The 25,756-nt window shown below is 56.5% G+C and carries 27 protein-coding genes; 10 read left to right on the plus strand and 17 right to left on the minus strand.

What is annotated here, in order from left to right; all coding sequences use genetic code 11:
• Positions 1 to 3 precede the first annotated feature (3 nt).
• Together betC and betI are read right to left on the minus strand one after the other, a co-directional pair.
• A complete protein-coding gene (betC, locus tag TR2A62_RS06630) occupies positions 4 to 1,512 on the minus strand; it encodes a choline-sulfatase (protein WP_009159923.1) in 1,509 nt (502 codons plus the stop codon).
• Positions 1,509 to 2,096, minus strand: a complete 588-nt coding sequence (gene betI, locus TR2A62_RS06635; protein WP_009158886.1) for a transcriptional regulator BetI — start codon at positions 2,094 to 2,096, stop codon at positions 1,509 to 1,511. The genes betC and betI overlap by 4 nt, the downstream gene beginning before the upstream one ends.
• Positions 2,097 to 2,331: 235 nt before the next feature.
• On the opposite strand from betI, the gene TR2A62_RS06645 reads away from it, so the two are divergent.
• The gene (locus TR2A62_RS06645) at positions 2,332 to 2,943 is read left to right on the plus strand and encodes a leucine-rich repeat domain-containing protein (protein WP_009159229.1); all 612 of its coding nucleotides are present in this window, start codon (positions 2,332 to 2,334) and stop codon (positions 2,941 to 2,943) included.
• Here TR2A62_RS06645 and TR2A62_RS06650 read toward each other — a convergent pair.
• Positions 2,940 to 3,842: a DMT family transporter gene (locus TR2A62_RS06650; protein WP_009160570.1), complete on the minus strand. Its 903-nt coding sequence runs from the start codon at positions 3,840 to 3,842 to the stop codon at positions 2,940 to 2,942. The two genes, TR2A62_RS06645 and TR2A62_RS06650, sit on opposite strands and share 4 nt — an antisense overlap.
• A 49-nt stretch (positions 3,843 to 3,891) precedes the next feature.
• Complete coding sequence (locus TR2A62_RS06655; protein ID WP_009158315.1) at positions 3,892 to 4,632, minus strand: YebC/PmpR family DNA-binding transcriptional regulator; 741 nt, start codon at positions 4,630 to 4,632, stop codon at positions 3,892 to 3,894.
• A gap of 144 nt (positions 4,633 to 4,776) precedes the next feature.
• Here TR2A62_RS06655 and TR2A62_RS06660 point away from each other — a divergent pair, with 144 nt between their 5' ends.
• Positions 4,777 to 6,558, plus strand: coding sequence for an SLC13 family permease (locus TR2A62_RS06660; RefSeq protein WP_009160098.1), 1,782 nt, complete (start codon positions 4,777 to 4,779; stop codon positions 6,556 to 6,558).
• Here TR2A62_RS06660 and TR2A62_RS06665 read toward each other — a convergent pair.
• The 4 genes from TR2A62_RS06665 to TR2A62_RS06675 are packed head-to-tail and all read right to left on the minus strand — an operon-like array spanning position 6,555 to position 10,103.
• A complete protein-coding gene (locus TR2A62_RS06665; protein ID WP_009158177.1) occupies positions 6,555 to 8,336 on the minus strand; it encodes an SLC13 family permease in 1,782 nt (593 codons plus the stop codon). The genes TR2A62_RS06660 and TR2A62_RS06665 overlap by 4 nt on opposite strands.
• Positions 8,337 to 8,393: 57 nt before the next feature.
• Complete coding sequence (locus TR2A62_RS19045) at positions 8,394 to 8,897, minus strand: EamA family transporter (RefSeq protein ID WP_009159322.1); 504 nt, start codon at positions 8,895 to 8,897, stop codon at positions 8,394 to 8,396.
• A 40-nt stretch (positions 8,898 to 8,937) separates the two neighbouring features.
• Entirely contained in the window at positions 8,938 to 9,294 is a 357-nt protein-coding gene (locus TR2A62_RS19050; RefSeq protein WP_009158355.1) for an EamA family transporter, read from the minus strand.
• Complete coding sequence (locus TR2A62_RS06675; protein ID WP_009157317.1) at positions 9,291 to 10,103, minus strand: TIGR00282 family metallophosphoesterase; 813 nt, start codon at positions 10,101 to 10,103, stop codon at positions 9,291 to 9,293. The genes TR2A62_RS19050 and TR2A62_RS06675 overlap by 4 nt, the downstream gene beginning before the upstream one ends.
• Before the next feature lie 123 nt (positions 10,104 to 10,226).
• On the opposite strand from TR2A62_RS06675, the gene TR2A62_RS06680 reads away from it, so the two are divergent.
• Together TR2A62_RS06680 and TR2A62_RS06685 are read left to right on the plus strand one after the other, a co-directional pair.
• Positions 10,227 to 10,574, plus strand: a complete 348-nt coding sequence (locus TR2A62_RS06680; RefSeq protein ID WP_223296080.1) for a hypothetical protein — start codon at positions 10,227 to 10,229, stop codon at positions 10,572 to 10,574.
• 64 nt (positions 10,575 to 10,638) lie between these two features.
• Positions 10,639 to 11,136, plus strand: coding sequence for a copper chaperone PCu(A)C (locus tag TR2A62_RS06685; protein WP_009157358.1), 498 nt, complete (start codon positions 10,639 to 10,641; stop codon positions 11,134 to 11,136).
• A 3-nt stretch (positions 11,137 to 11,139) separates the two neighbouring features.
• On the opposite strand, the gene TR2A62_RS06690 is transcribed toward TR2A62_RS06685, so the two are convergent.
• Entirely contained in the window at positions 11,140 to 11,697 is a 558-nt protein-coding gene (locus TR2A62_RS06690) for a 5-formyltetrahydrofolate cyclo-ligase (RefSeq protein ID WP_009160863.1), read from the minus strand.
• Positions 11,694 to 13,067, minus strand: a complete 1,374-nt coding sequence (gene mgtE, locus TR2A62_RS06695) for a magnesium transporter (RefSeq protein ID WP_009159835.1) — start codon at positions 13,065 to 13,067, stop codon at positions 11,694 to 11,696. Before mgtE ends, TR2A62_RS06690 begins: the two co-directional genes overlap by 4 nt.
• Before the next feature lie 106 nt (positions 13,068 to 13,173).
• On the opposite strand from mgtE, the gene guaD reads away from it, so the two are divergent.
• A complete protein-coding gene (gene guaD / locus TR2A62_RS06700) occupies positions 13,174 to 14,463 on the plus strand; it encodes a guanine deaminase (RefSeq protein WP_009158846.1) in 1,290 nt (429 codons plus the stop codon).
• A gap of 67 nt (positions 14,464 to 14,530) precedes the next feature.
• Positions 14,531 to 14,965, plus strand: a complete 435-nt coding sequence (locus tag TR2A62_RS06705; protein ID WP_009157794.1) for a hypothetical protein — start codon at positions 14,531 to 14,533, stop codon at positions 14,963 to 14,965.
• On the opposite strand, the gene TR2A62_RS06710 is transcribed toward TR2A62_RS06705, so the two are convergent.
• The 3 genes from TR2A62_RS06710 to TR2A62_RS06720 all read right to left on the minus strand — a co-directional run bounded on the left by TR2A62_RS06710 (position 14,962) and on the right by TR2A62_RS06720 (position 17,550).
• The gene (locus TR2A62_RS06710; RefSeq protein WP_009157756.1) at positions 14,962 to 16,299 is read right to left on the minus strand and encodes an 8-oxoguanine deaminase; all 1,338 of its coding nucleotides are present in this window, start codon (positions 16,297 to 16,299) and stop codon (positions 14,962 to 14,964) included. The two genes, TR2A62_RS06705 and TR2A62_RS06710, sit on opposite strands and share 4 nt — an antisense overlap.
• A complete protein-coding gene (hisN, locus tag TR2A62_RS06715) occupies positions 16,292 to 17,104 on the minus strand; it encodes a histidinol-phosphatase (RefSeq protein WP_009158693.1) in 813 nt (270 codons plus the stop codon). The genes TR2A62_RS06710 and hisN overlap by 8 nt, the downstream gene beginning before the upstream one ends.
• Before the next feature lie 89 nt (positions 17,105 to 17,193).
• Entirely contained in the window at positions 17,194 to 17,550 is a 357-nt protein-coding gene (locus TR2A62_RS06720) for a helix-turn-helix domain-containing protein (protein ID WP_040821225.1), read from the minus strand.
• Between the two features lie 121 nt (positions 17,551 to 17,671).
• Here TR2A62_RS06720 and TR2A62_RS06725 point away from each other — a divergent pair, with 121 nt between their 5' ends.
• The gene (locus TR2A62_RS06725; RefSeq protein ID WP_009160836.1) at positions 17,672 to 18,631 is read left to right on the plus strand and encodes an NADPH:quinone oxidoreductase family protein; all 960 of its coding nucleotides are present in this window, start codon (positions 17,672 to 17,674) and stop codon (positions 18,629 to 18,631) included.
• Here the strand turns inward: TR2A62_RS06725 and TR2A62_RS06730 are convergent.
• Positions 18,628 to 19,482 (minus strand): LysR family transcriptional regulator, encoded by an 855-nt coding sequence (locus tag TR2A62_RS06730; RefSeq protein ID WP_009160027.1) that lies wholly within the window; start codon positions 19,480 to 19,482, stop codon positions 18,628 to 18,630. The two genes, TR2A62_RS06725 and TR2A62_RS06730, sit on opposite strands and share 4 nt — an antisense overlap.
• Before the next feature lie 123 nt (positions 19,483 to 19,605).
• Here TR2A62_RS06730 and TR2A62_RS06735 point away from each other — a divergent pair, with 123 nt between their 5' ends.
• The 3 genes from TR2A62_RS06735 to TR2A62_RS06745 all read left to right on the plus strand — a co-directional run bounded on the left by TR2A62_RS06735 (position 19,606) and on the right by TR2A62_RS06745 (position 21,295).
• Entirely contained in the window at positions 19,606 to 19,827 is a 222-nt protein-coding gene (locus TR2A62_RS06735; protein WP_009157459.1) for a DUF1127 domain-containing protein, read from the plus strand.
• Between the two features lie 141 nt (positions 19,828 to 19,968).
• The gene (locus TR2A62_RS06740) at positions 19,969 to 20,745 is read left to right on the plus strand and encodes a Bax inhibitor-1/YccA family protein (protein WP_009158282.1); all 777 of its coding nucleotides are present in this window, start codon (positions 19,969 to 19,971) and stop codon (positions 20,743 to 20,745) included.
• A 127-nt stretch (positions 20,746 to 20,872) separates the two neighbouring features.
• Complete coding sequence (locus TR2A62_RS06745) at positions 20,873 to 21,295, plus strand: GNAT family N-acetyltransferase (protein ID WP_223296081.1); 423 nt, start codon at positions 20,873 to 20,875, stop codon at positions 21,293 to 21,295.
• A gap of 116 nt (positions 21,296 to 21,411) precedes the next feature.
• Here TR2A62_RS06745 and TR2A62_RS06750 read toward each other — a convergent pair whose 3' ends face one another.
• Genes TR2A62_RS06750 through TR2A62_RS06760 form a run of 3 tightly spaced genes read right to left on the minus strand, consistent with a single transcriptional unit; the run spans position 21,412 to position 25,746 of the window.
• Entirely contained in the window at positions 21,412 to 23,412 is a 2,001-nt protein-coding gene (locus TR2A62_RS06750) for an alpha/beta fold hydrolase (RefSeq protein ID WP_009157924.1), read from the minus strand.
• 4 nt (positions 23,413 to 23,416) lie between these two features.
• Positions 23,417 to 24,703 carry an acyl-CoA dehydrogenase family protein gene (locus TR2A62_RS06755; RefSeq protein ID WP_009160234.1) on the minus strand — a complete coding sequence of 429 codons (1,287 nt, stop codon included), beginning with the start codon at positions 24,701 to 24,703 and terminating at the stop codon, positions 23,417 to 23,419.
• Entirely contained in the window at positions 24,700 to 25,746 is a 1,047-nt protein-coding gene (locus TR2A62_RS06760; RefSeq protein WP_009159238.1) for a hypothetical protein, read from the minus strand. The genes TR2A62_RS06755 and TR2A62_RS06760 overlap by 4 nt, the downstream gene beginning before the upstream one ends.
• Positions 25,747 to 25,756: the final 10 nt, after the last annotated feature.

Genomic DNA, 25,756 nt, shown 5'->3' on the forward strand with positions numbered 1-25,756 from the left:
TCGTTATTCGCCGCGCGGAAAACGCTGGCTGTCTTCAAGTGTGTCTAGGTTCATATGATTTCGCATGTAGCGTTCAGATGCTTTTTGAAGCGGCTGATAGTCCCATGGATAGTAGCTGCCATTGCGCAGTGCCTCGTAGACAACCCAGCGGCGAGCTTGGCTCTCGCGGACCTGCGCATCAAAGACATCCAGATCCCAACGGGCCTCTGATTTTGCACGCAATTGGTCACGGGTGCCTTGATGTGCCGCGACCTCGGCGAGGTTCGTGGTCTCATTGGGGTCCGCATCCAGATTATAGAGCTGGTCATCATCCAACGCGCAGCGGGTGTATTTCCATTTGCCGTACCGCAGGCACACCAGCGGCGCATAAGACGCCTCGGCCGCGTATTCCATTGCCACGGGGGTGTCGCGTGTGCCGCCTTGCCCCAATGGCTTGAGGCTCTCGCCTTGGGTCCACGGCATGACCTCGTCCATCGACACGCCCGCCAGATCACACAGTGTCGGCGAAACATCGATGTTAGACACCGGCGTCTCGACCAAACCCGGTTCCATGTCCGGCGAGCAGATCATCATCGGCACCCGCGCCGAGCCTTCGTAAAAGGACATCTTGAACCACAACCCGCGGTCCCCCAGCATATCCCCATGATCAGATACGAATAGGATCATAGCCTCTTGGCGGGTCGCCTCGAGCGCTTCGATCACCTCACCGATCTTGTCATCCAAATACGAGATATTCGCAAAATAGGCTTGCCGCGCACGGCGCACCTGCTCGTCAGAAATCGTATAGTTGTCACGGTCATTCGCATCCAAAATTCGTTTGGAATGATCGTCTTGTTCATCATATGGGATCGCTGGAACTTGGGGCAGCAAATGCTCGCAATCATTGTACAAATCCCAATACTTCTTGCGTGCAACATAGGGATCGTGCGGATGGGTGAAGCTGGCGGTCAGGCACCAAGGCCGCGCATCGTTACCACGTGACAGATCATAGATTTTCCGCGTCGCGTGATAGGCGACCTCGTCATCATATTCCATCTGGTTGGAAATCTCGGCGATGCCCGCACCCGTGACGGAACCCATGTTGTGATACCACCACTCGATCCGCTCGCCCGGCTTACGGTAATCTGGCGTCCACCCGAAATCAGCGGGGTAAATATCGGTCGTCATCCGCTCTTCGAAACCATGCATCTGGTCCGGCCCTACAAAATGCATTTTACCCGACAAACACGTTTGATACCCCGCACGGCGCAGGTGATGCGCATAGGTCGGAATGTCTGACGCAAACTCAGCCGCGTTGTCATAGACCCGCGTCACGCTGGGCAGTTGACCTGACATGAACGACGCCCGTCCTGGCGCGCACAATGGCGACGCGGTATAGCAGTTCTTGAAACGAGTTGACCGCGCGGCCAGATTTTTCAGATTGGGCGCATGCAACCAATCTGCCGGCCCGTCGGGGAACAATGTTCCATTCAACTGGTCGACCATAAAAATCAGGATGTTGGGTTGGCTCATTGCATCGCCTCGATAGCTAAAGCCAGATCAAGCGCGGCCAACATACGGTCCGCTTCGGCATCGGCATCGGCGGGCAAATCACCAGCGACAAGCCGCAAGTAACGCCCATCAATCATCGCCGATATCGCGTTTGCCACATCCTCGGCACGCAGCCCCAAACGCGGTCGCAAAACATAGATGAGATTGGACCGAAGGCGAGATTGATAGACCCGCAACAAACGCGTCGCCTCGTCACTGGTTTGGGCCAAACCGTAGAATGTCATCCACGCGCGGATCACGGGACGGCTGAATTGCTCACTGTCAAAACTGGTGCGAATGATTGCGCGGGCACGACCCAATGGTGTTGTCTCGACCTCAAGCGCCTGCTGAACCTCTTGACCGTAGGCACGCAAAATATGACGCATCGCTGCCAGAAAAATTTGATCTTTGCCGCCAAAATAGTGATGCGCCAAACCAGACGACATACCTGCCCGTTCGGCGATCTTGCGCACGGTCACATCCAGCGATCCGACCTCGCCCACTTCGGCAATTGTCGCACGCACCAACGCATCACGGCGTATCGGTTCCATCCCTAGTTTTGGCATCTAGCTCCCTCGAACACCCCAACGGAGTTATTGATCCGCCGATCAATAAAGATGATTGACCCACGGATCAATAAAAATAATCTTGGACAAATCTTGTCTTTCGGCCCGCCGTCGCGCACCAATTTGAGTGGTAATAGTGAGGTGCGTTACGCGGTTGTCTGTCTTGTTTCTGATTTTTGCGGGTTTTCTGGTTTCTGCCTGCGTCCATGATTCGACCCCCAAACGCCCCAGTGGCATGGAAAAGGTCCAGTCCTGCATTGAGACGCGCTGCTCTCAGTTAAACCTCGATGGCCTGTCTCTTGCCGACTATGGCGTGCTCAATGACATGGATCATCTGCGCGTTCTTATGATCAGCCTCACAGACTTTGCCGATCTCACGAACATCTCGAACCTGACAGAATTGACCGAACTGCATATCGGCGCGACGTCCGTGACAGACCTATCCGGTCTGGCAAACCACCCCAAATTGACAGTGCTTCATGCCCAAGACCTCGATGCAACGGACTACCAAATCATTGGCACTTTGACCTCGTTGAATGAAATCGCTGTTGGTAAATCAGGCCTCTCAGACATTTCGTTTGCCCGTTCGCTCAAAAACTTGACGTCGCTGAGCGTCCATCACTCGGAAGTCGCTAACTTAGAACCATTGCGAAATCACCCAAGTCTCCAGGTCCTTGAGATCAGCGGGACCAAGGTCGAAACACTGACCCCTGTGATGTCCATTCGGTCGCTCAAGCATTTGTCCATCCAAGAGCCCGGCCATTCAGATCAAATGAACCAACAGATCAAGCAGCTACGCGATCGGGATGTGTTTGTTCTGGATCAGATCGCGATCCTCGTTTGCTAGGCTTTGGCTGCGCGGTCTTCTGCGGTGGCCTGTCTGCGCGCCACGGCTTCTCGCCACGCGATGAAACAAACCGCTGACAGGATCAGCGCGCCACCCAATACGACATAGGCATCCACCCCTTCACCAAAGACAAGCGCGCCCAGCGCGGTCGCCCAAACGAGCTGAAGAAACGTCACCGGCTGGGTCACGGTGACAGGTGCTGCCTCGAACGCTCGGGTCATGGTATAGTGCCCCGTGGTGGCCAAAACCGCGACAAGGAACAACCAAGCCAAATCAATGCCACTCACCGGAACCCAAACGGCCCACGCGAATGGGGCCAGCCCAATCGTCACGGTGATCGACAACATCCCAACGACGACGATAGGTGAAACCTCGGACGACATAATCTTGGCAATCAAATAGCCCGCCGCAAACATCACAGCGACCAACAGCATTGCCAAATGTCCGCTGTTTAGCTCTCGCAAACCCGGACGCAGAATGATCAGCGCGCCCAACAAAGCCACAACAATCGCTACGATCCGGCGGGGGCGCAGGCGCTCACCCAAAAACAGCGCCGCCGCCAGCGTGACATAGACGGGGGACAGGTAATTCATAGCCGTGACTTCGGCGATTGGGATTTGCGTCATCGCGTAGAACCACAAGATCACCGCGGCTGTATGCACGACCCCGCGGATACCAAAGAGCCTGAGCTGCCGCGAGCTGAGCCCCGCATCCCACATTGGTCGGATCATCGGGATCACAAAAACCAAACCCAATACGTAGCGCAGGAATGCAGATTGAGCGGCTGGGATATCATCGCCCAGATGTTTGACAACGGCCGTGACGCCAACAAACAGCAATCCTGTGAGCATCATCCAGATGATGCCAGCGATAGGTCTGTTTGGGCTGGTTTGTGTCATCCGTTATGGGTGACAGAGCGCGCGCCTGTTCACAAGCGCGCGCGCCGCTTTAGAGCTGCGACATAACCTCGTCAGAGGCTTCGAAATTCGTGGTGACAGTCTGGATGTCATCATCGTCCTCAAGCGCATCGACCAGCTTCATCAGCTTTTGCATGCCTTCGAGGTCCAGCTCGGTCGTGGTGGTTGGACGCCATACCAATTTGGTAGAATCCGATTCACCCAGCTCTTGCTCTAGCGCAGTCGACACATCGTTGAGGTCCGTATCAGCACACCAGACAACGTGGCCGTCTTCGCCGCTTTCGACATCTTCTGCGCCAGCTTCTATGGCGGCCATCATCACCGTATCATCGTCGCCCACCGCAGCAGGATAGCTCACAGTGCCTTTGCGTTCGAACATGAAACCGACGCTGCCAGTCTCGCCCAAGTTGCCACCGTTCTTGGTAAAGGTAGACCGGACTGTCGATGCCGTACGATTGCGGTTGTCGGTCATCGCCTCAACGATCACAGCAACGCCGCTTGGGCCGTAGCCCTCGTAACGGATCTCATCATAGTTGTCGCCTTCGCCCGCTTGCGATTTCTTAATCGCGCGGTCGATCACATCCTTAGGCACCGATTGGCTCTTGGCCTCTTTGACAGCCATCCGCAAACGCGGGTTGTTGTCGGGATCGGGGTCGCCCATTTTTGCAGCCACGGTGATTTCTTTGGCAAGCTTGGAAAACAGTTTCGAACGCAGTTTGTCCTGACGTCCCTTGCGGTGCTGAATATTTGCCCATTTTGAGTGGCCAGCCATGGGTCTCTCCATTCGATAATACGTGTTCAAAGGCGTCTATACGTCACGCACCCGCAGTGGGGCAATGGGATCACGCATCTTTTCGCCGCAGATGACGCAGGTTTCCCCCGTGACGCGCAACCGGATGCGCGGTACATCAGGCACATGACCACTGATCAAATCATTCTCTTCGCCCTCTTCGGAGCTGTCTTTGCCCTCTTGCTATGGGGGCGGTTCCGGTATGACATCGTGGCGTTTAGCGCACTGATGATCGGTGTTGTTCTGGGAGTGGTTCCATCCAAGGACGCGTTTTCCGGCTTTGGGCACCCTGCAACGCTTGTTGTGGCGCTGGTGTTGATTGTCTCAGCGGGCCTTGTTCGTTCGGGCGCTGTGTTCCTGATCACTCGCACCTTGGTCGACAGTTCGCGAAATCTAGGTGGACATATCGCATTGATGGGCGGCATTGGTGGGGTTCTCTCGGCCTTTATGAACAATGTCGCAGCCCTCGCCCTGCTGATGCCTGTCGACATTCAAACCGCCCGCAAGGCTGGCCGCGCACCCGGTTTTTCCCTGATGCCCCTTAGCTTTGCGAGCATCCTCGGGGGGATGGTGACACTGATCGGCACACCACCCAACATCATCATTGCCAGTATCCGCGAGGAAACACTGGGCGAGCCGTTCCGCATGTTTGACTTTGCCCCTGTTGGCGGTGTCACGGCGATTGCCGGTCTGATCTTTGTGGCCCTCGTTGGCTGGCGTCTGATCCCGCAAAAAACCGGTGAAAGCCAGTCGGGTGATCCGATGGACGACTATGCCGAGTATATTGCAGAGCTGACAGTGCCCGACGGATCGAAACTGATTGGCCAGCGTATCCGTGAATTGCATGCGGTCGCAGATAAAAATGACGTCGCGATCCTAGGGCTGATCCGCGATGGTAAACGTCGCTACGGCACGGCCATGAACTCGGCCCTACGTGCAGGCGACGCTATGGTGCTAGAGGCGACCCCTGATGCTTTGGACGAATTTCGCACGGCACTGTCCTTGGGATTTGCCGATGAAAAGCGCGAAGGCCGGCTGCGCGCTGACGGTGACGGCGTGGCTGTTATCGAAGTCGTGGTCACCGACCAAAGCCGCATCAACGGCAAGAACGCGCAATCCATCGGGCTTGCGTGGCGGCAACGTTCCGTCCTCATGGGCATCTCGCGCCAAGGCCGCAAAATCAAATCGCAGGTCCGCAAGGAAATCGTTCAAACCGGCGATATCCTGCTCTTGCTGGTCCCAAGCGATAACGCGGCCGATGTGACAGAATGGCTGGGCTGTTTGCCGCTCGCGGATCGGGGTTTGCAGGTCACCGACGACAAAAAGGTCTGGTTGGCGATTGCCCTGTTTGGGGGCGCCGTTCTGCTCGCCAGCTTTGGCTTGCTTTACCTTCCTGTCGCATTGGGTCTTGTTGTCGTCGCCTATGTGCTGACGAAAATCGTGCCGCTGTCTGAGCTCTACACACATATCGAATGGCCCGTTGTCGTTCTGTTGGGGTCAATGATCCCGCTGGGCGCCGCTCTCGAGACTTCAGGTGGCACCGAACTGATTGCAGACGCGCTGGTCGGTCTGACCAAAGGTATGGCGCCATGGATGATCCTGACCGTTCTGATGGTCGCCACCATGAGCCTGTCAGATGTTCTAAACAACACAGCAACCACCATCGTCGCAGCCCCCGTTGGCATCCAGATGGCACAGTCGATGGGTGTGTCCCCTGACCCGTTTCTGATGGCTGTCGCAGTTGCCGCCTCTAGCGCGTTCCTGACGCCAATTGGGCACAAGAACAACATGCTGATCCTAGGGCCGGGTGGCTATTCGTTTGGTGATTATTGGCGCATGGGTCTGCCGCTCGAGATCCTTGTCGTGGCCGTGTCGATCCCTGCAATCTTGGTGTTCTGGCCACTTTAAAGCGCCCAGATCATTGGGATCACAGCGGATGCCAGCAATCCCATGCTCAGGTTCAGCGGTATTCCGACGCGCATAAAGTCAGTGAACCGGTAACCGCCGGGACCGTAGACCAACATGTTTGTCTGGTACCCGATTGGTGTGGCAAAGCTGGCCGATGCAGCAACCATAACGGCCACGACCAAGGCCCGTGGATCAAGCCCCAACGCAGTGGCCAAACCAATCGCAATCGGCGTGACAACAACGGCAACAGCGTTATTTGACACCAGCTCGGTCAACACGCTGGTCAGCAGGTAGATCGCCCAAATGATAAAGAATGGCGGCAATCCAGCCAAATACGGCGCGACCGCCTCAACAATCAAACTGACAGCGCCAGATGCCTGTAGCGCGGCCCCAATTGCCAACATCGAAAAGATAAGAGCCAGCAATCGCCCATCGACAAAGGAAAATGCTTCTTCGGCGTCGATACAGCGGGTCACAAGGACAAAGGCGACCGACAAAATCGCCAGCAAGAAAATCGGAGCTACCCCAAACGCCGCAAGCCCAACAATGGCAATCAGCGCCAAGATGGCCAATGGCGCGTGGGTCCGCCGATAGGCCCGCGCGGACGGTTTGCTGATGTCCACCAAATCCATTTCATTCGCGAGGCGCTGAATGTCTTCGGGCGCCCCTTCGATCAACAACGTGTCCCCAACCCGAACAACCAGATCGTCCAACTGCCGACCAATGTTTTGATCACGACGGTGGACCGCCAAAGTGTACACACCAAAACGACGGCGCAGTCGCAATGACCCTAGGCTCCGCCCAACCATCCGGCATCCCGGTGTGATCAGAACCTCAACCGTCGACGTCTCAACTGACGACACCTGATCCACCCGTTTCAGGCTTTTGTTGCGCTGCAACGACAACAGTTCCGTCATCTCGGTCCGCAGCACGACGCGGTCACCGAGTTGCAAAACGACATCCGCCAGATTGCGCCGCAATGACGCGTCTCCACGCACCACGTCGACCAAACGAACCCCTTCGCGCTTGAACAATTGGACGCCTGTGACCTCTCGACCAATCAGGTTGCTTTCGGGCGGGATCACAGCCTCGCTAAAGAACCGCATCTTGCTGCGATCGCTCAACAGGTTTGCCATGCTATCGCGGTCCGGCAACAACAACGGCCCGATAAACCGCAGATAGATCATACCCCAAATCACGAGGACGATGCCCAAAGGTGTGACTTCGAAAATGCTAAACGGGGCCAGTCCCTCGGCCCGCGCGACACCATCAACCAACAGGTTTGTCGAGGTTCCGATCAATGTCAGTGTGCCGCCCAAGATCGCGGCGTAACTCAACGGTATCAGCAGCTTTGATGCGGAAATGCCCAGCTTAGCAGCCAATTGAACAAAGACCGGGATCATCACGACGACGACGGGCGTGTTCGACACAATGGCACTGGCAAAAATGACAAACGCCATCAGGGCGCCTATGGCCAGAACGGGGTTTGTCTCTGCATTGCGCTCGGCCAGCTTGGTCAGGCTGTCTAGCGATCCAGTGCGGACCAACGCGCCCATGACAATGAACATCGCGCCAATCGTCCAAGGCGCGGGGTTCGACAAGACCGCTAGCGCACTGTCGTAGGGCAACACGCCCAGAACCAGCATCGTTGCAGCACCGGCAATTGCGATGACTTCGGGTGTGAACGTTTCGCGAATAAACAGCACAAACATGCCTGCCACCACACAAAGGGTGGCAATCGCTATGCCAGTCTCACCCAATTGGAAATACTCTAACATGCCGCTCGCCCGTTTGGTGGGTTGATTATTGAGACCAGTTTCGCCCGCACGCGCGGATCAAACAAGGGGTGCTTTGCGTCTCTTGCGTGGTTCGACCAATGCCAGCCCGATAAACATGAACACCAGCGCGACCCAGACCCATCCTGAATACCGCTCGTCCAGCATAAGCATGGACCAGACAACACCAAATCCGGTGACCAGATAGGCGACCTGCGACGCAAAGACGGCCCCTGCCCGACCTATCAACCAGTCATAGGTCGTGTAGACGACAGCGTGGATCACCGATGACAACACCAACGCCCCTTGGACTGAACCATACGGCGGCAATGGCGACACCCATTGGCCGCTCAACACCGCCAAAAGAATCGCGATCAGCAGACCCACCGCTGATGCGCCAAACATCACCTCAACCGGAGACAAACCAAAAGTGCCCCATTTTGCAACCACGTTTCCCTCGACCCCATAAAAGAAGGGCGCGACCAGCGCCAAAGGCAGTACCGCAATCATGACCGCTTGGGGCAGGCTCGCGTCCGGTGCGGCCAATATCACGACCCCCATCATACCCACGCAGAGCCCCAGAAACCGCGACGCTGAAAACCGTTCATTCCCAAGGGGCCAGGGCAATGGGAAAGGCGAACATCGGCACGCTGGCAATCACAATAGACATGACACCCCCGGGCAAAGAGTAGGCGGCGGTAAAGCTCGTTGTGTTCGGGATAATCGTACCGATGACCCCAATAACCGTGCAAAACCGCAATTGAACCGACGAAAACCGCCGCAACTGGCCCATCGCGGCCAGATATCCACACATTAAAACAGCACCGATAAATAGCTGCCAGACGATCAGACCTAGCGGACCTGCTCCATCACGAACGGCTATTTTTGTAAGCGGTTGGGTCAAACCCCAAGCGGCGCCCAGCACAATCAACAGCGCGACGAGCCCATAGCGTTGGATCATGGGGTCGCTTGGCTCAACCGTCCACCATCGCGGATCATTTCCACACGGACCGCCTTGCCTGTTCTGTCGTCAGTCTCGACATAGAGACCACTGAGCGTCGCCTCACCTGCCGCAGGTTGAAAACGCCCCTTGCTCATTCCTGTGATGAACCTGCGCAGAGGTTCGTCTTTTTCCATGCCAATGACGGAATTATAATCGCCACACATGCCCGCGTCAGATTGGAACGCCGTGCCACCTGGTAGAATTTGTGCATCAGCCGTCGGCACGTGGGTGTGGGTGCCCACAACAACGCTGGCACGTCCATCACAATAGTGACCCATTCCCATTTTCTCGGACGTCGCTTCGCAATGCACATCCACCAAAATTGCCTGAGCCATGCCCCCCAACGGGTGCTGGCGCAGAACTGTATCAACAGCAGAAAACGGGTCATCAAAGGCACGTTTCATGAAAACCTGACCCAAGACTTGGGTCACCAGAACCTTGCGACCACCCGAGGCCGTGAACAACCGCGCCCCTTTGCCAGGCGCGACCTTGGAAAAGTTCAAAGGCCGCAGAATGCGCGGCTCTTGTTCGATGAATTGCAACATGTCGCGCTGATCAAATGCATGATCCCCCAGCGTCAAACAGTCGGCACCAGCCTCTAGCAACGATTTGGCATGTGCTGCGTTCAGCCCCATGCCGCTGGTCGCATTCTCGCCATTCACGACAACAAAATCGAGCTTCCACGCCTCGCGCAAACGCGGCAAACGTTCGATCACCGCAGTTCGGCCAGCGCGGCCCATTACATCGCCAATAAACAAAATCTTCATGCCCATTCGCCTATGCCCCAAATGCCCCCCGCGCAAGCCCCCACGCGCCACCCGCTTGCGGCAATTCGCGCGGTTTCTAAGTTTCGACTTTTCCTCGGGGCTGTTCTGCCCCACATACACATAGTGATCCGTGCGACGACCATATTGGCCCTGATGATGGCCTTGCTCCTGCCTAAAATGGCGGGGCCGCTTGCGCTGATCTGGCCGTCAGACACAATTACGATGGTCATTTGTACGGGCGACCGCATGGTCACGATGACCTTTGATGCCGATGGCAACCCGGTTGAGAACGAGCTTCCCAATGACGAACGCTGCACTCTGACGCTTGCAGATGGAGGGCAGACCTTGGCGCCCGACACATGGCAGCCGACCCAGCGCCGGTTTGATGCGTCACTCAGCGCGCAATTGGCAGCCGTGCTACCTTTGGTACGACATGCGCCGCCCGCACGTGGTCCACCTGTCTTGATCTGAGTTCGAACAAACAATTTGATCAACGGGCCACAACATGTGGACCCACCGACAGGATACGGTCCAAATGAAAACTCTTCTCTTGTCTGCAGCTTTTGCCGCATCAGCCACCCTCGCCTTTGCTCACGACTTCAAGGTTGGCGATCTCACCGTCGCGCATCCAATGGCCTTTTCAACGCTGCCAACTGCCAAAACCGGCGCCGGCTATTTGGCTGTCACCAACAACGGTAGCACCGACGACACCTTGCTCGAAGTTCGCGCCGATTTCCCGCGCGTGATGGTTCATGACACCGAAATCGATGACGCTGGTGTGGCGCGTATGTTCCACGTGATGTCTTTGCCGATCCCCGCCGGTGAAACCGTGACACTAGAGCCCGGCGGCAAGCACATCATGTTCATGGGGCTCGATGCACCAATGCTAGAGGGTCAAGAATTCGCAGGCACTTTGGTGTTCGAAACGGCTGGCGAACTGGACGTGATGTTCAAGGTTGAAGACCGTGTCTTGGACGCGATGGATCACAGCGAAATGGACCATGGCGACACGGATGCGTCAGCTGACAAATAACGACTAAGAAAACGTAATCACCCGATTTTCGGTGATCATCATGTCGAGCCGCTGATCTGTCGGCTCTACAACCAATCCCTGGGCCAGCTGCGCCTCATAGGCAAACCCGATGGCCAAGGCAGCACGTCGCGCACGCAACCCTTCGAGGGTGCGATCATAAAACCCACCACCATAGCCCAGCCGATTGCCGTCGAGGTCCCATGCGACCAAAGGCACGACAACTATTTCCGGCACCATCGCGACCGCCGATGCAGGCACAAATGCACCAAATGGGCCGTCCACCATCGCAGCCTCGGGATCCCAATCATGAAACACCAATGGTTGGCCCTCACCTGTGATCACCGGAACCCCAACCACGCCGTATGCTGATGCCTCGGCCATCGCGGGCCGCGGGTCGATCTCTGTCCGGATCGGCATATACCCTGCAATCGGAACACCGCGATGTCCCGCTAGAAATTCTGACAACAAACCACTGCGCCCAGCGCCACCTGCATCATGTGCAGCCTTGCGGCGGGCAAAGGCAGCTTTGCGCAGCGCGGCCTTTTGTTCGACCAAACTCATAGCAAAATCCACGCTGCAAGACTGAGGAATGCAAAAAATCCAACGACATCCGTCACGGTCGTGACAAACGCACCAGAAGCCAACGCCGGATCAACACCCATCCGTTCTAACAAAACGGGAATACCCGTTCCGGCCAGCCCCGCCACCACCAGATTTATGACCATGGCCACGCCGATCACGACACCCAGCATAGGCTCGCCAAACCAGATCACGCCAACGATGCCCATCACAACGGCAAAGATCAGACCATTCACCAAACCCACGCCTACTTCGCGTCGGATCACCCGCCCGACGTTTGCGCCAGTCAGGTCTTTGGTCGCGATAGAACGTACCGCAACGGTTAACGACTGGGTTCCAGCGTTACCGCCCATCGATGCTACAATCGGCATCAAAACGGCCAAGGCCACAAACTGGGAAATCGTCGCCTCGAATTGGGCGATCACGATGCTTGCAAGAATGGCAGTGGCAAGGTTCACCGACAGCCACGGAAATCGCTGCTTGGTTGTTTCGATCACACGGTCGGATAGCGACCCCTCGCCCACACCAGCCAGACGCAGGATGTCTTCTTCGTGCTCTTCATCCAGCACCGCCATCGCGTCATCTATGGTGATCACACCAACCAACCGCCCGTCATCGTCCACAACCGGCGCTGAAATCAGGTGATATTGGTTAAAGGCATAGGCCACTTCGCCCTCGTCCTGATCAACGGGGATAACACGAAAGCTGTCTTCGATAATTTCGATCAAAGGCACCTCGCGTTTGGTACCCAAGAGTTTGCCCAACGTGACATAACCGACCGGTTTGATCCGAGGATCGACAAGGATCATATGATAAAACTGTTCCGGCAAATCCTCTTCTTTGCGCAGGAAATCAATCGCTTCGCCAACGGTCCAATGGGACGGCGCGCACACCGTCTCTAGCTGCATCAAACGACCCGCGGATTCCTCTGGATATGTCAGCGCCTGTTCAACTGCGACACGGTCACTATCGTCTAGTGTGTCGAGAACCGCCTCTTGCTGCGCCTCGTCCAGATCTTCGACCAAATCAACAACATCGTCGCTTTCGAGATCTCGAACCGCATTGGCCAAATCCGCAGGGGCCAGTGTGTCAATGACTTCTTCGCGCAAGCTTTCTTCCAGCTCTGACAGGACCTCGCCATCAAAACCGCCCTTCCAAAGGCCCAGCAATTCCGCCCGTTCTTTTTCAGGTATCTGCTCTAAGAGGTCGGCTACGTCGGCAGGGTGCAATGGCGACAACAGGCCCGCCAGAACAAGCCCGTCACGTGCCTCAACGGCATCTCGGATCTCGTTGATCGCGCGACGCCCCAAGACATATCCGTCAGCATCGACCCCAAGTGTTTGCTCTGTCATTTCACTCTGGCTCCATACCGTTGGGCTGTTGTTGCCGCAGCATAGTGTCTTGCGCAATCGGTGCAATCGGCGTTTATGCTCTGACAGCTTTGAGACGAGACCAAACATGCCCCAAACTTTGATCCTAGGCCAAACGCTCGATTTTTCGGGCAATCCATTCACCCAGCCGTGGCAGGATACCGTCCAGCACCGCCAGCATGGCGCTATTTTGGTTGACGGTGACCGGATTGTTGAAACGGGCGACACAGACACCTTGTGCCGCGCCCATCCGCAAACACCTGTCCGTGATTACGGTGATGCATTGATCACAGCCGGATTCGTAGATGCGCATATGCACTACCCACAAACGGCCATGATCGCGAGCTGGGGCAAACGGCTGATCGATTGGTTGAATGACTATACCTTTCCAGAGGAAAGCCAGTTTGGCGATCCCGGCTATGCCTCTGAGATAGCGGGTCGAACCTGTGACCTGGCCCTCGCCCATGGCACGACAACCTTGACCAGTTTCACGACCATCCACCCAACAAGCGTGGACGCGTTTTTTGGCGCGGCTGCCGCGCGCAATATGGCGGTCGTCGCAGGCAAAACATGTATGGACCGCAATGCGCCCGACACTCTGCGTGACACCGCACAGACCGCCTATGACGATAGCAAATCGCTGTTGAACAAATGGCATGGGGTTGGCCGCGCGCACTATGCGATCACACCACGTTTCTCGCCAACATCGACGCCAGAGCAGTTAGACACGCTGGGTCAGCTGTGGGGCGAATATCCGGACGTGTTGATGCAAACCCATCTGAGCGAACAGACAGATGAAATTGACTGGGTCCGCGATCTGTTTCCATCAGCCCGCGACTATTTAGACACTTATGAACAGTTTGGACTGCTGGGGCCTAACGGGCTCTACGGGCATTCCATTCACCTTGAGCCGCGCGAAGTTGACCGATTGGCCGAGATCGACGCGGCCGTGGTCCACTGCCCGACCTCTAATACGTTCATCGGCTCGGGGCTCTTCGATATGGGCGGCCTTGCTACACGGGTGCGGACAGGTCTGGCGACCGACACAGGCGGCGGTTCCTCGTTTTCAATGTTGCGCACTATGGCCGCGGCCTACGAAGTCGGACAACTGCGCGGCACGGTCCTGCATCCCTCACAATTGATGTGGCTGGCCACCGCAGGCTCTGCCCGTGCGCTGCGCCTAGACAATGAGATCGGCCAATTGAATGCAGGCTCAGCCGCTGATCTGGTAGTGCTCGATCTTGCCTCGACCCCCGCAATCGCCCAGCGGCACGCCCGCGCCACAGATGTTTGGGACGCTGTTTTCCCGACGATCATGATGGGCGACGACCGCGCCGTCCGCGCCACATGGGTCGCTGGACACTGTGTTTCCCCGTAACTTTCTATTGCCCTAGGCGCCCCTCATCGGGTCAGGTGACCAAGATAAATAATCCGGAGACAACACCATGAAGCATTCAATTCTTGCCGCGATCTTTGGCGCTATGATGCTGGTCGGGTTTTTCTTGCCTTGGATTGTGTTTCGCGACTTTGGCATGGACCTGCGACCAACATCGTTGCTGACCGACAACCCATTGGTGGTTGAAACCCGCAAATACTGGCAAACCTACATCATCCCCCTATCCAGTGCGTTGGGCGGATTGGTGTTTCTCTTGGGATTTATCAATCGTTCGGTTCCGCGTCTCTTGGCCCTCGTGACGGGTGCCTTGCCAATCGGCGCTACGATCTGGGGTATCTCGGAAGTTCGGGCAGACCTGCCGCGTTCGGTAGACATGCCGTCACTTTCCGACATGACTCAAGCGTTCGATTTCATCGGATATGGTCTATGGGTATTTGTCGCGGGTTCAATCCTGCTGACCCTAACCGCGCTGTTCTCTCGCTAGTTGGCCAGCGCTCGGGCCAAACGGTTCTGATCTTCAATCACACGCGGCAAATCGATCGTTGCCATTTGCCCTTCACGGACAACGGCGCGCCCTTCGACAAACAAATCACGGACCCGAACAGGGCCAGCCAATAGCAACGCAGCTGGGTCCCATGATCCAGCGCTTTCGATACCGGACGTGTCCCAAATCGCGATGTCCGCGCGTTTACCCACGGCCAACTGTCCACAATCATGACGCCCTAGGACCTGCGCCCCGCCTCGGGTCGCAATCTCTAACGCTTCGCGCGCGCTCATCGCGTCAGCCCCATTTGCAACACGCTGAAGCAGCATCGCTTGACGCCCTTCTAGGATCAGATTGCCCGCGTCATTGCTCGCCGAGCCATCAACACCCAATCCCACAGGAACACCCGCATCGCGCATTGCGCGCACCGGCGCGATCCCAGACCCCAGTCTACAATTTGAACAGGGGCAATGGGCGACGCCTGTTCGACTTTTGGCAAAGAGATCAATCTCTTGCCCATCCAACTTGACGCAATGCGCGTGCCACACATCGTCACCGGTCCAGCCCAAATCTTCGGCGTATTGACCCGGACGGCAGCCGAATTTCTCTAGCGAATACGCGATATCCTCATCGTTCTCGGCCAGATGCGTGTGCATCATGACACCTTTGTCCCGCGCTAGGATTGCAGCATCTCGCATCAATTCGCGGCTCACAGAAAACGGCGAACACGGGGCAACGCCCACACGAACTATCGAGCCGTCGCGCGCATCGTGAAAACCGTCAATGACACGAATGCAGTCGTCCAAGATGTCTGCTTCACGTTCAACCAGATGATCCGGCGGCAGCCCGCCATCGCTTTCCCCGATGCTCATCGCGCCACGGGTGGCGTGGAACCGCAGCCCGACCTCGCCTGCCGCGTCAATCGTGTCTTCGAGACGCGATCCGTTGGGGTAGAGATACAAATGGTCTGAACTCATCGTGCAGCCGGACAGGGCCAATTCAGCCAAACCAACTGTTGCCGAAACGCGCATATGTTCAGGCGTAAACCGCGCCCAAATCGGATAGAGCGTTTGGAGCCAACCAAACAACAATGCGTCCTGCCCACCTGGAACTGCACGTGTCAGCGTTTGGTAGAGATGGTGATGTGTGTTCACCAAACCGGGCGTGACAACGCAGCCATCCGCACGGTGAACCGCTGCGTCTCCGACAGCCAAATCTGTTCCGACTTCGGTGATGACACCATCGCGGATACGAATATCCCCGTTGATCAGTTCCTGCCGCGCATCATCCATTGTCAGAACGGTTTGCGCATTTTGGATCAGGATCTCAGTCATCAACGTGTCCTTGCAAAATTGCCAACGCTTGTGCGTGGATTTCAGCGTTTGCCGCAGCGATTGCCCGCCCACCTGCATGCGCAGGGCCGCCAGACCAATCCGTCACAATGCCACCTGCCGCCTGAACGACAGCAATGGGTGCGCAAATGTCGTAGGCCTGCAGACCAGCCTCGATGACCAGATCAACATGGCCACCCGCAACCAAAGCGTATCCATAACAGTCCATGCCGTAGCGCGTCAGCTTGGCCCGTGCCGCCACATCGTGAAATGCCGCCTGCTCTGTGTCATCTCCGACCTTGGGAAAGGTCGTCAGCACAATCGCATCGCTTAGGTCACGCGGTCCTAACGTTCGAGACGCGCGGTCGCCCATCGGCCCAACACAGCGGGAAACATCAAAACCGCCCTCGAACCGTTCGCCAATATAGGGTTGATCGATGATGCCGTAGACAGGCCCCGTCTCGTCCGACACCGAAATCAACACGCCCCATGTTGGCGTTCCACTGATGAACCCCCGGGTCCCGTCAATCGGGTCCAGAACCCATGTCAGCCCACTGGTTCCATCTTTCGATCCAAATTCTTCCCCAAGGATCGCGTCATCAGGCCGCCGCTCTGCCAAAATCGCGCGCATCGCTTGTTCGGCGCTGCGGTCTCCAGCTGTGACAGGGTCAAAACCATCCGCTTCCTTGTTCTCGGCCGTCAAACCGTCTGCCCGAAAATAGCGCAGGGTTTCGGCCCGCGCGGCATCGGCCAAGTCATGAGCGACCGCACGAATATCTTGTGCCTGAGATGCTAAATTTGGGGTCATTTCTACCGCTCGCAGCTACCGGATGCCCCGATCGGCACCGCGACCCAAGATGCACCGACATACACCCCAAAGCCAAGCGTAAACCGCACCTATGACGCGCGCAAAACCTCGGCCAATTGGCACAACTGGCGTTGCCGGCGTTCTGTCATCTTATTGTAGGCCCTTACCAATTGGACCGTTTCGTGGTCGCGCATCAGATCGGTGATCATGTCTGACTGCGCGCTAGCCTCATTGAGGCCATCAAAGAAGAACGCCACGGGCACCTGCAACACCTGTGCTACGTCCCAAAGCCGAGACGCGCTGATGCGGTTGCTCCCGCTTTCGTATTTTTGAATTTGTTGGAAACGGACACCGACCTGTTCGGCTAGATCCTGCTGTGTAATCCCACATAAACTGCGTTGGCTTCGTAGCCTCTGCCCTACATGGATATCGACGTGATGGGGCACTGCGACCTCTGACGTTGCGTTCATACCTCGATGATAGCGGCTGAGATCTAAACATCTGGTTAGCGGCACTTTTCTTAGCGAACATTCCCCCGTATCCAAGACCCACAGACAGGAGATCCTCATGCGCGCCTTTGTTGTATCTGATTTTGAAAACCCGCCTGCCCTTTGCGAGATCGAGCAGCCAACGCCGCAGGCCGGACAGGTTCGGTTGCGCATTCTCGCGTGCGGTCTGAATTTTGCCGATCTTTTGATGGCCAAGGGCACCTATCAGGACACATCCCAACCGCCATTCGCACTGGGGATGGAAGTGTGCGGCATCGTTGATGTCCATGGGGATGGCGTTACAGAACCCGCAATCGGCACGCGCGTCGCTGTCTTTGGTGGCGACGGTGGGCTTGCTGATTACGGCCTGTTCCCTGCCGAGAGATGTATCACCGTTCCAGACACAATGCCCGACGATCACGCTGCTGGGTTTATGGTCGCTTACGGCACGAGCCATATGGCATTGGATCACCGCGCAAAGCTCAAAGCTGGCGAAACCCTTTTGGTGTTGGGGGCCGCAGGCGGCGTCGGCTTGACCGCCGTTGAAATCGGCAAAGCCATGGGCGCCACTGTGATCGCAGTGGCACGCGGCGCAGACAAACTGGCCGTGGCCCAAGCCGCAGGTGCCGACCATTTGCTAGACAGCGACACCGACGACATCGTCGCAGAGGTCAAAGCATTGGGCGGCGCGGACGTCGTCTATGATCCGATCGGCGGCGACCTATACAAAGCCGCGCTGCGCACCTGCAATCGCGAGGCGCGGTATATTATCATCGGCTTTGCAAGTGGCGAAGTTCCTCAAATTCGCGCAAACTACATTCTGGTCAAGAACATCACCGTCATTGGGTTCTACTGGGGCGGCTACCTCGCCTTTGATCCCGCGACACTGGCGCACAGCTTGGCCACTTTGATGAAGTGGCACGCCGCAGGGCATATCAAACCGCACGTCAGCCACAGCTATGGGCTGGACGACGCCGCTGAGGCGCTGGAAACCCTGCGCGCCCGTAAATCCACAGGCAAGGTGGTCGTCACCCCCTAGAGCGTTTCGAATGTTGTCCGGATCAGGTTTGCCAGATCATCAACCATCGGCCCATCGGTCAAATGCGACCGGTACATGTTAATGTTCATCTGACGCAGTTCGGGCAATTTGCCGTCGTGGGTGATCTGTTCAAAATAGCGGGGCTGCGTGCCCTCGATCATTGTGTGCACAGCCAGATCAGCACTGACCGTCGCCTCGATAGTCCGGCTGGAATGAGATTCGACCGCCATCATCCACCCTACACCCGCCTCATCCAGACGCCTCTGAACGCCAGTCCGGAAAATACAGTTGTCCTCGTAGGCCAGCGGCAACGGACGCGCCTTCCACGCCATACCACCTGGTGCGCCGACCCAAACCAATGGGCGCGTGACCAAGGTTTCGCCCTCACTATCAATGCTGTCTTCGGTCGTCAGGATCACGTCCGCCTCGCCGCGTGCAAACTGTTCTTTGAGTTTGCGGGTAAACGACGACAACAATTGAACCCGAACACGCGGGTATTCTGCATTGAACCGTTGCAACACCATCGGGATCGCTGGGTACACAATGTCATGCGGCACCCCTAGCGTGACAGTTCCCTCATAATCCTGATGTGTAAGCCTGCTGAATATCTCGTCATTCAACGCCAACATGCGCCGCGCATAGCTCAGCAGCTGCTCTCCTGCTGCGGTCAACGCAATCGCACGTGCGGATCGATCCAACAGCGAGACATCCAAAGATTCTTCTAAACGCTTGAGCTGCATGGAAACTGCAGATTGCGTCAGATTGAGAAACCCTGCCGCCTTGGTCACACCGCCTGCTTCGGCGACCGCGACAAAAGATCGAAGGGAAGTAAGGTCGAGATTTCTTGGCATATCACAAATCCTGATGAGTCAGCAAACAATCATTCATTTTCAATATAGATGAATAAACGTCTATACATCAAGAATATTGATACGAAATGCGAATCTCATCAGCGAATGGAAAGGATCCACACCATGGCTCACATCGATCACACTGGCGCTTGCTTCACACCTGTCCCGAGCTCAAACACTTCCGTATTCGGCTTTGTTGTCGACATGATTGCACTCGCTAGCCAGCGCCGCGCATTGCGGACCTTGGACGACGCAGCCCTGCGCGACATGGGTATCTCCGCCAAAGAAGCACAGACCGAGGCGACCCGTCCGATCTGGGATTTGCCGCAAAACTGGCGTCGTTAAGTAAAATACGCACAAACTCTCGTCCCTGCGGCATGATTTCGCGGGGACGCGCCTTGAAAAACCCTCATTTCCTGCCAATATATCGTTCAAAGTAAGTGTCCCGCATCGCGGGCACTGTTACCGGGAATTTAGGAGGTCTAAATGGCACAATACGACACGGTTGGCAGCGTCGGTTCAGTCCGCACCGCCAATATCGATGCGGGCCTGCGCGCGCACATGAACAAAGTCTACGGCACAATGTCCGTCGGCATGTTGATCACCGCACTGGCCGCTTGGGCCATTTCGGGCCTTGCGACCACAACTGATCCTGCACTCGCTGCAGCACAGATCAGCCAGAACACATATCTCACCAATTTGGGCGTGACGCTCTATACCTCGCCGCTGCGCTGGGTGATCATGTTCGCTCCGCTGGTGTTTGTTTTTGGCTTTAGCGCCATGATCAACCGCATGTCAGCTGCAACTGCACAGGTCGTGTTCTACGCCTTTGCCGCAGTCATGGGCCTGTCGCTAAGCTGGATCTTTATGGTCTACACAAGCTTCTCGATCATTCAGGTCTTCCTTGTGACCGCGATCGCCTTTGCCGGTCTGTCCCTCTGGGGCTACACCACGAAAAAGGACATCTCCGGCTGGGGTAGCTTCCTTATCATGGGTGTGATCGGCCTTATCGTTGCGTCGATCATCAACATCTGGTTGGCATCGCCTGCGATCTTGTACGCAATCTCGATCATCGGTGTTCTGATCTTTGCAGGCCTCACAGCCTACGACACACAAAAGATCAAGAATGACTACCTCGCACACGCCGCACATGGCGACAGCGAATGGTTGGGCAAGTCGGCGATCATGGGGGCCCTGAACCTCTATCTCGACTTTATCAACATGTTCATGTTCTTGCTCCAGTTGCTCGGCAACCGCGAGTAACACCGCACAAAAGACCAAACGATTAGGGCCGGTGTTCAACACCGGCCCTTTTTTTATCCCAAAAGGCGCCCCCGGTGCCATCCATCAGCACCCTACCGCTGCGCAATCCGCCACGCTCTTGCCCCTTTTGAAACAGGTCCACGCACTGCATGTCGCGGCCCACCCAGACATCTATGCCCCTATCACCGATGATACGGCGATCACGACGTGGTTCGCCGCCCATTGCGATGCAACGGGCACAAAGATCCTCACTGCGCAGGACGGCGACCAGATCATAGGGTTTGCAATTCTCAAACTGTCACCGCAGCACACCCATACCCCGCTGCACCATCCCCAACGCACGGGTGTCATCGACCTGATCTGTGTACACTCCGATCATCAACGCCGTGGCGTCGCAGGCAGGCTCATGACCCATGCGCAAACCCTCGCCATCGATGCAGGGGCCACCGAACTCACCGCCAGCGTCGCCGCGTTCAACACGCCCTCGGCTCACCTGATGGCACAGTGCGGCCTGCGCCCCCTAACCACCCGCCTACGCAAAGCGCTGTAAAACTCTTGGCCTAAAAGATCATACACCATAGACGAAAAAGGCCCCGCCCGACCCAGTGTCCGGCGGGGTTCTTTATGACCGCTGCGTATCTTTGACAGGAAATTGCCGCGGTAAATCTACGTCAGGCTTTGGGGTGTAGCGTCCAATTGCGCCCGCATCTGAGCCGCCTTGTCAGCCAAGGCACGACGATCATCACCAACCTTGTTTGAGTAGGCTTTCAAGAACACATCCAAACCATGACCGATCACCACTAGCAGCTCGCTGTCGGTTGGGCGTTCCGAAACGTGATGCAAATAGTAATCGCGTGGCGCTGATAGGATCAAAGACCACAGATCATTGGCGGCCAGTTTTGGATCATCAACATCCAGCTCGCCGGCGGCATCCGCAGCGACGACAAAATCGACCAACCCCTCAAACGCACGCGCCGGACCGCTCTGGTGGTACTGAAGCGCGCTTTCGGGGCGACGTCCTGCCTCGCCTAAGATCAACCGCGCCAACGACAACATATCAGGGCGCAACACAAATCGGGCGTAGGTCCAGCTAAACTGCCACAGCCGATCAACCAGCGTGCCGTTCGTGCCCGCCAGCGGCGCGATGATATGCGCACGCCCTTCGTCCAGAACGGCTGCGAACAAACCCTCTTTGTCCCCAAAGTATTGATACAGCGTTGGCTTGGAGACATCTGCCGCCTGCGCCAATCGATCCATCGACGCACCATCAAACCCGGCATCGCAGAACTCGGTATGTGCCGCTTGCAATATCTGGGACCGCTTTTGGCGTTGTTTTTCACTACGGGTTGGCTTGTAGCCGATAGCAACATTCGGCAGCCGCTGCATGAACTGATCCAACGCCGCATTGAAGGCCTCGGGTTGCTCGAGATTGCATAAATGACCAGCATCCGTCAGAATCTCAAAACGGATATCCGCGCGCGCCCCCGATGCCGAGACGGCATCAAAAATCCGCTCGCTGACCAGACGAATTTCATCGGGCGGCGCCAGCTTGTCATGCGCACCAGTCACCAACATCACAGGACACTTGAGTTTAGAGAATTCAAACGTCTCAAGCGGGTTGCAAAAACAGTTCAACGCATCGCGGTAAGTATCAGCTGGAATGTCCGACATGGATTTGTGAAGTGCGGCACGCACATCTTCACTGGCACGAGGCCCCGTAATCACGTCCACAACAGCACCTGCGAAATCTGCTGGGGTCTGGCCCTGCGACAGCGGGACCTCGCGCGAGATACGAAAACTCTCGCGTTCTCGCGGATCTGCCTCGGACATGCCAGTGCACCCCCCCGCCAGAACAAGCCCCGCCAACATGTCGCCATGCCGCATGGCAAAACTGGTCGCGATCCAGCTCCCGATGCTCAGGCCAACCAACACCAATCGGGTTGCGTCAAAGTGCCTAGCCATGACCAGAATATCATCACAGTAATCGTCGATCTGCGTTTGCGAGAACCCCAGCGTGCTGCCGCCGTACCCTCGCAAATCCATCGCTGCGACATGGTAGTCCGCCCCAAAGGTCGCGATCTGCTCTGTCCAGTTTGACGCCTGCCCTCCGATCCCGTGTAGAAACAGAACCAAAGCTCCCCCCCCTTCTTGGGGCGAGGCGCTGGTCAGATACGACAATCGCGGGGTTCCGCTCACAACACCCTTGGCTGTCGCCACGGGTTCCGATCTCTTGAACTTGCGCGATGACCGCACCGGCAGGTCTTGTTCGAGCAAATCCAAACCCGCCTCAAACACTGCACGAGTTCCATCCGCGATCGCGTCGATCCGATCGGATCGCGCTACAATATGCGCGTGCCAAACAATGGTCGATTGCGCGCCATCAGACGTCACCTCTAGACGAGCTGCATAGTTGAATACGCCTTCGACCCCAGACAACGCTGTGTAGCAAAGAACACGGTCCGTGTCGCTGAAGTACGTGCGTTGCTCGACCAGTCGGGCCCCGTCGCTGACTTCAAACTCCCGCAAGACCGCGCCCGTAGCACTGCGCGACAACGAGCATGATGCCACATAGGGGTGCCACCCGTTGTCAAAATCGCGCAACACTGCCCAAACCGCATCAGCGCTTGCCGCAACCTTACGGACACAATGAACCGACGTGACCGGCATCAGATCACTCCGCTGGCCGCCACATCGAGACGCGCGCCGACACAGAGTCGGTATTCACATCATCAATGGTTTCCATGTCATAGACCGTCATTATGGACAGGTAGTCTTCCATGATCTCGGTCGTATACGGCAACATGAGCGCGCCGCATCGGCTGTCGCGATAAATCCGCTCGAGCGGGAGAGATTTGAGCATCGATTGCCCACCACAGGTTCGAATGGCCAAAGCCGCCAATTCCTGCACCCCTTCCATGACCGCATATTGCGCCGCGTAAACGCGCATGACCTCGGCCTTGGACGGAAACCCACGTGCCTCAAAGAACGCTGTGGTCCACAGCGTGCGCATTTCGGTCAGGCGTTGGAACATGCGGCCAACAGCCGCCCGTTTGGTCGGGTAAACACGGCGATCAATTAGCGGCTGACCAGGTGTTTCGCCTCGCAAATACTGGACGGTGAAATCATAGGCCGATTGCGCGATCCCCATATAGGCCGGCGTCAGAGTGGCCATCATATGCGGCCACTGCGACAGCGTTTTGCCGAACACACCCGCAGGCATCATCATGTCGTCTTCGCTGACAAAAACATCCTTGAGGATCAAATCACGGCTGACCGTCCCGCGCATCCCAATCGGATCCCAATCGCCCACAATCGAGAGACCTTTAGCATCCTTGTGAACGGCAAAGTCCATGGTGTCTTCATGCGCAGGGTCTTTACCCTCGAAATGTTCGGTGCAAACGATCGAATAGTAGTCGCAGTTGCCAGCCAGTGATGCAAATTTCTTGAACCCATTGATGACCCAGCCGCCTTCGACACGGCGGCAATTGGTTTTGATAGGCTCGGACGTCCAATTCACACCACCCTCAGAAATCGGCTGAGAGAAAATTGCGCCATAGTTGACGACTTTGGGGAATTGGACCGCACGCATGCGCCCAAATGCGGCCCGCTCGGGTTCTGTCAGGTTGGGCATATCAAACATAAACCGCAGCCACATCATCGACGATGTGTGCATGTTAAACGTCAGCGCCGTAGCCCCACAATATTTGCCAATCTCGGCACCAATGGTCGCGTATTCCCCCAACGAAAACCCCATCCCGCCGAACTCTTCTGGAATCACCAGTTTGAGGAACCCGCCATCACGTAGCTCCTTGTAGTTTTCAGTTGGAAAGCTCGCCTCTTTGTCATGCTGTACCGCACGCTCTGCGAATTTCGGGCCCAGCACATTGATCCGCTCTAACATCTCGATATGCTTGGGGCAAAATGTGCTGACGTCATAGTAGTCGCGAAAATCGCTCATGCGAGATCTCCTTGTAGCAAGCCATCGATCACGACTGGTGTTCCATCCAACGAAATCGTGCAGCCCCGCATTGGCAGATCAAAATGCCCAAGCGTGAAACGCCCTGCGTATTGGTTTGACCCTGTGGACCACAAAAAGTTCCCTGACCATGCTCGGAACTCGGTCCCTTGGACGTCGCGCTTGTCGTAAAGAGCCATACTCTCCCAACGGGCGCGCGGGTTCATACCCCAGCCCACGTGGCTCAGACCGTAGGCGATCGGATCATCCCACGCCGCGAGGTATTCACGAAACAAATCCGCATCCAAACTTTCGCCCTCAATGGACCGGACAAAATCATCTTCGATCTGAAAACCGATTTGCGAATTCAGGTAACTCTTGAAAGTCAGGTTCATATCCCCCTGTGCCATGACAATCTTGCCGTTGATGGTGTTCTGGCCGGGAAAGCATAAGCACAAACCACCCGGCCAATGAGCCACGCCACCTTTGGCGATCGTGAAACCGGGGGTACCGCCACATGGCGCGTCGCGAATATCGATGGTCAAGTCCGTACCAGCAGCGCTGGTCACGCGCATCTCGGATGCATCACGCAACATCTCTATTCCCAGATCAACCTTGGGACCAAGAGCCGCCTGAGGTTCGGTCCGCTCTAGGATTTCGGGGTGCTCATTGCAGATCACGAACAGCCGCGCGCCCGCCTCCTCGATCTCGGGCCATTCCTCAGCATGCAACAGACCTTCGACCGTGACATCGACCACAACCTCTACCTGCTTGAGTGCTTCGATCACGTGGCGTTTGCCAGCAATAGCATTGGACGCGCCCGTCGATTTGACAGGGACAATCGCTGTTTGTTCCGGCGTGGGCAGAACAATAGTCGAGAACTCAGCACCCAGATCATAGAGCGCCAAAGCGCACAGCTGCATCAAAACAGGGCGTGATTGGCTCTCGGCAACAACGGCGACCGCTGTGCCTTGTCCAATCCCGTTCAACGTCAGAACGCGGCGAAAACTGGCAACCCATTTGCCTTCGGGGATTTCTGGTAGCATTGACGACTCC

Origin of the sequence: Thalassobium sp. R2A62 (assembly GCF_000161835.1) — a bacterium.
Classification (GTDB): Bacteria; Pseudomonadota; Alphaproteobacteria; order Rhodobacterales; family Rhodobacteraceae; genus Thalassobium.

Excerpts from the sequence above, each read along its gene's own strand:
- betI (WP_009158886.1), bottom strand. The coding sequence starts at position 2,096 with ATGCCAAAACTAGGGATGGAACCGATACGCCGTGATGCGTTGGTGCGT.
- TR2A62_RS06750 (WP_009157924.1), bottom strand. The coding sequence starts at position 23,412 with ATGCCGGTCACGTCGGTTCATTGTGTCCGTAAGGTTGCGGCAAGCGCT.
- TR2A62_RS06730 (WP_009160027.1), bottom strand. The coding sequence starts at position 19,482 with ATGCCAAGAAATCTCGACCTTACTTCCCTTCGATCTTTTGTCGCGGTC.
- guaD (WP_009158846.1), top strand. The coding sequence starts at position 13,174 with ATGCCCCAAACTTTGATCCTAGGCCAAACGCTCGATTTTTCGGGCAAT.
- TR2A62_RS06645 (WP_009159229.1), top strand. The coding sequence starts at position 2,332 with ATGGAAAAGGTCCAGTCCTGCATTGAGACGCGCTGCTCTCAGTTAAAC.
- hisN (WP_009158693.1), bottom strand. The coding sequence starts at position 17,104 with ATGACCCCAAATTTAGCATCTCAGGCACAAGATATTCGTGCGGTCGCT.
- TR2A62_RS06675 (WP_009157317.1), bottom strand. The coding sequence starts at position 10,103 with ATGAAGATTTTGTTTATTGGCGATGTAATGGGCCGCGCTGGCCGAACT.
- TR2A62_RS06740 (WP_009158282.1), top strand. The coding sequence starts at position 19,969 with ATGGCACAATACGACACGGTTGGCAGCGTCGGTTCAGTCCGCACCGCC.
- TR2A62_RS06690 (WP_009160863.1), bottom strand. The coding sequence starts at position 11,697 with ATGAGTTTGGTCGAACAAAAGGCCGCGCTGCGCAAAGCTGCCTTTGCC.
- TR2A62_RS06650 (WP_009160570.1), bottom strand. The coding sequence starts at position 3,842 with ATGACACAAACCAGCCCAAACAGACCTATCGCTGGCATCATCTGGATG.
- TR2A62_RS06755 (WP_009160234.1), bottom strand. The coding sequence starts at position 24,703 with ATGAGCGATTTTCGCGACTACTATGACGTCAGCACATTTTGCCCCAAG.
- betC (WP_009159923.1), bottom strand. The coding sequence starts at position 1,512 with ATGAGCCAACCCAACATCCTGATTTTTATGGTCGACCAGTTGAATGGA.
- TR2A62_RS06655 (WP_009158315.1), bottom strand. The coding sequence starts at position 4,632 with ATGGCTGGCCACTCAAAATGGGCAAATATTCAGCACCGCAAGGGACGT.
- TR2A62_RS06705 (WP_009157794.1), top strand. The coding sequence starts at position 14,531 with ATGAAGCATTCAATTCTTGCCGCGATCTTTGGCGCTATGATGCTGGTC.
- TR2A62_RS06760 (WP_009159238.1), bottom strand. The coding sequence starts at position 25,746 with ATGCTACCAGAAATCCCCGAAGGCAAATGGGTTGCCAGTTTTCGCCGC.
- TR2A62_RS06665 (WP_009158177.1), bottom strand. The coding sequence starts at position 8,336 with ATGTTAGAGTATTTCCAATTGGGTGAGACTGGCATAGCGATTGCCACC.
- TR2A62_RS06660 (WP_009160098.1), top strand. The coding sequence starts at position 4,777 with ATGACCACTGATCAAATCATTCTCTTCGCCCTCTTCGGAGCTGTCTTT.
- mgtE (WP_009159835.1), bottom strand. The coding sequence starts at position 13,067 with ATGACAGAGCAAACACTTGGGGTCGATGCTGACGGATATGTCTTGGGG.
- TR2A62_RS06735 (WP_009157459.1), top strand. The coding sequence starts at position 19,606 with ATGGCTCACATCGATCACACTGGCGCTTGCTTCACACCTGTCCCGAGC.
- TR2A62_RS19045 (WP_009159322.1), bottom strand. The coding sequence starts at position 8,897 with ATGATGGGGGTCGTGATATTGGCCGCACCGGACGCGAGCCTGCCCCAA.
- TR2A62_RS06710 (WP_009157756.1), bottom strand. The coding sequence starts at position 16,299 with ATGACTGAGATCCTGATCCAAAATGCGCAAACCGTTCTGACAATGGAT.
- TR2A62_RS06685 (WP_009157358.1), top strand. The coding sequence starts at position 10,639 with ATGAAAACTCTTCTCTTGTCTGCAGCTTTTGCCGCATCAGCCACCCTC.
- TR2A62_RS19050 (WP_009158355.1), bottom strand. The coding sequence starts at position 9,294 with ATGATCCAACGCTATGGGCTCGTCGCGCTGTTGATTGTGCTGGGCGCC.
- TR2A62_RS06725 (WP_009160836.1), top strand. The coding sequence starts at position 17,672 with ATGCGCGCCTTTGTTGTATCTGATTTTGAAAACCCGCCTGCCCTTTGC.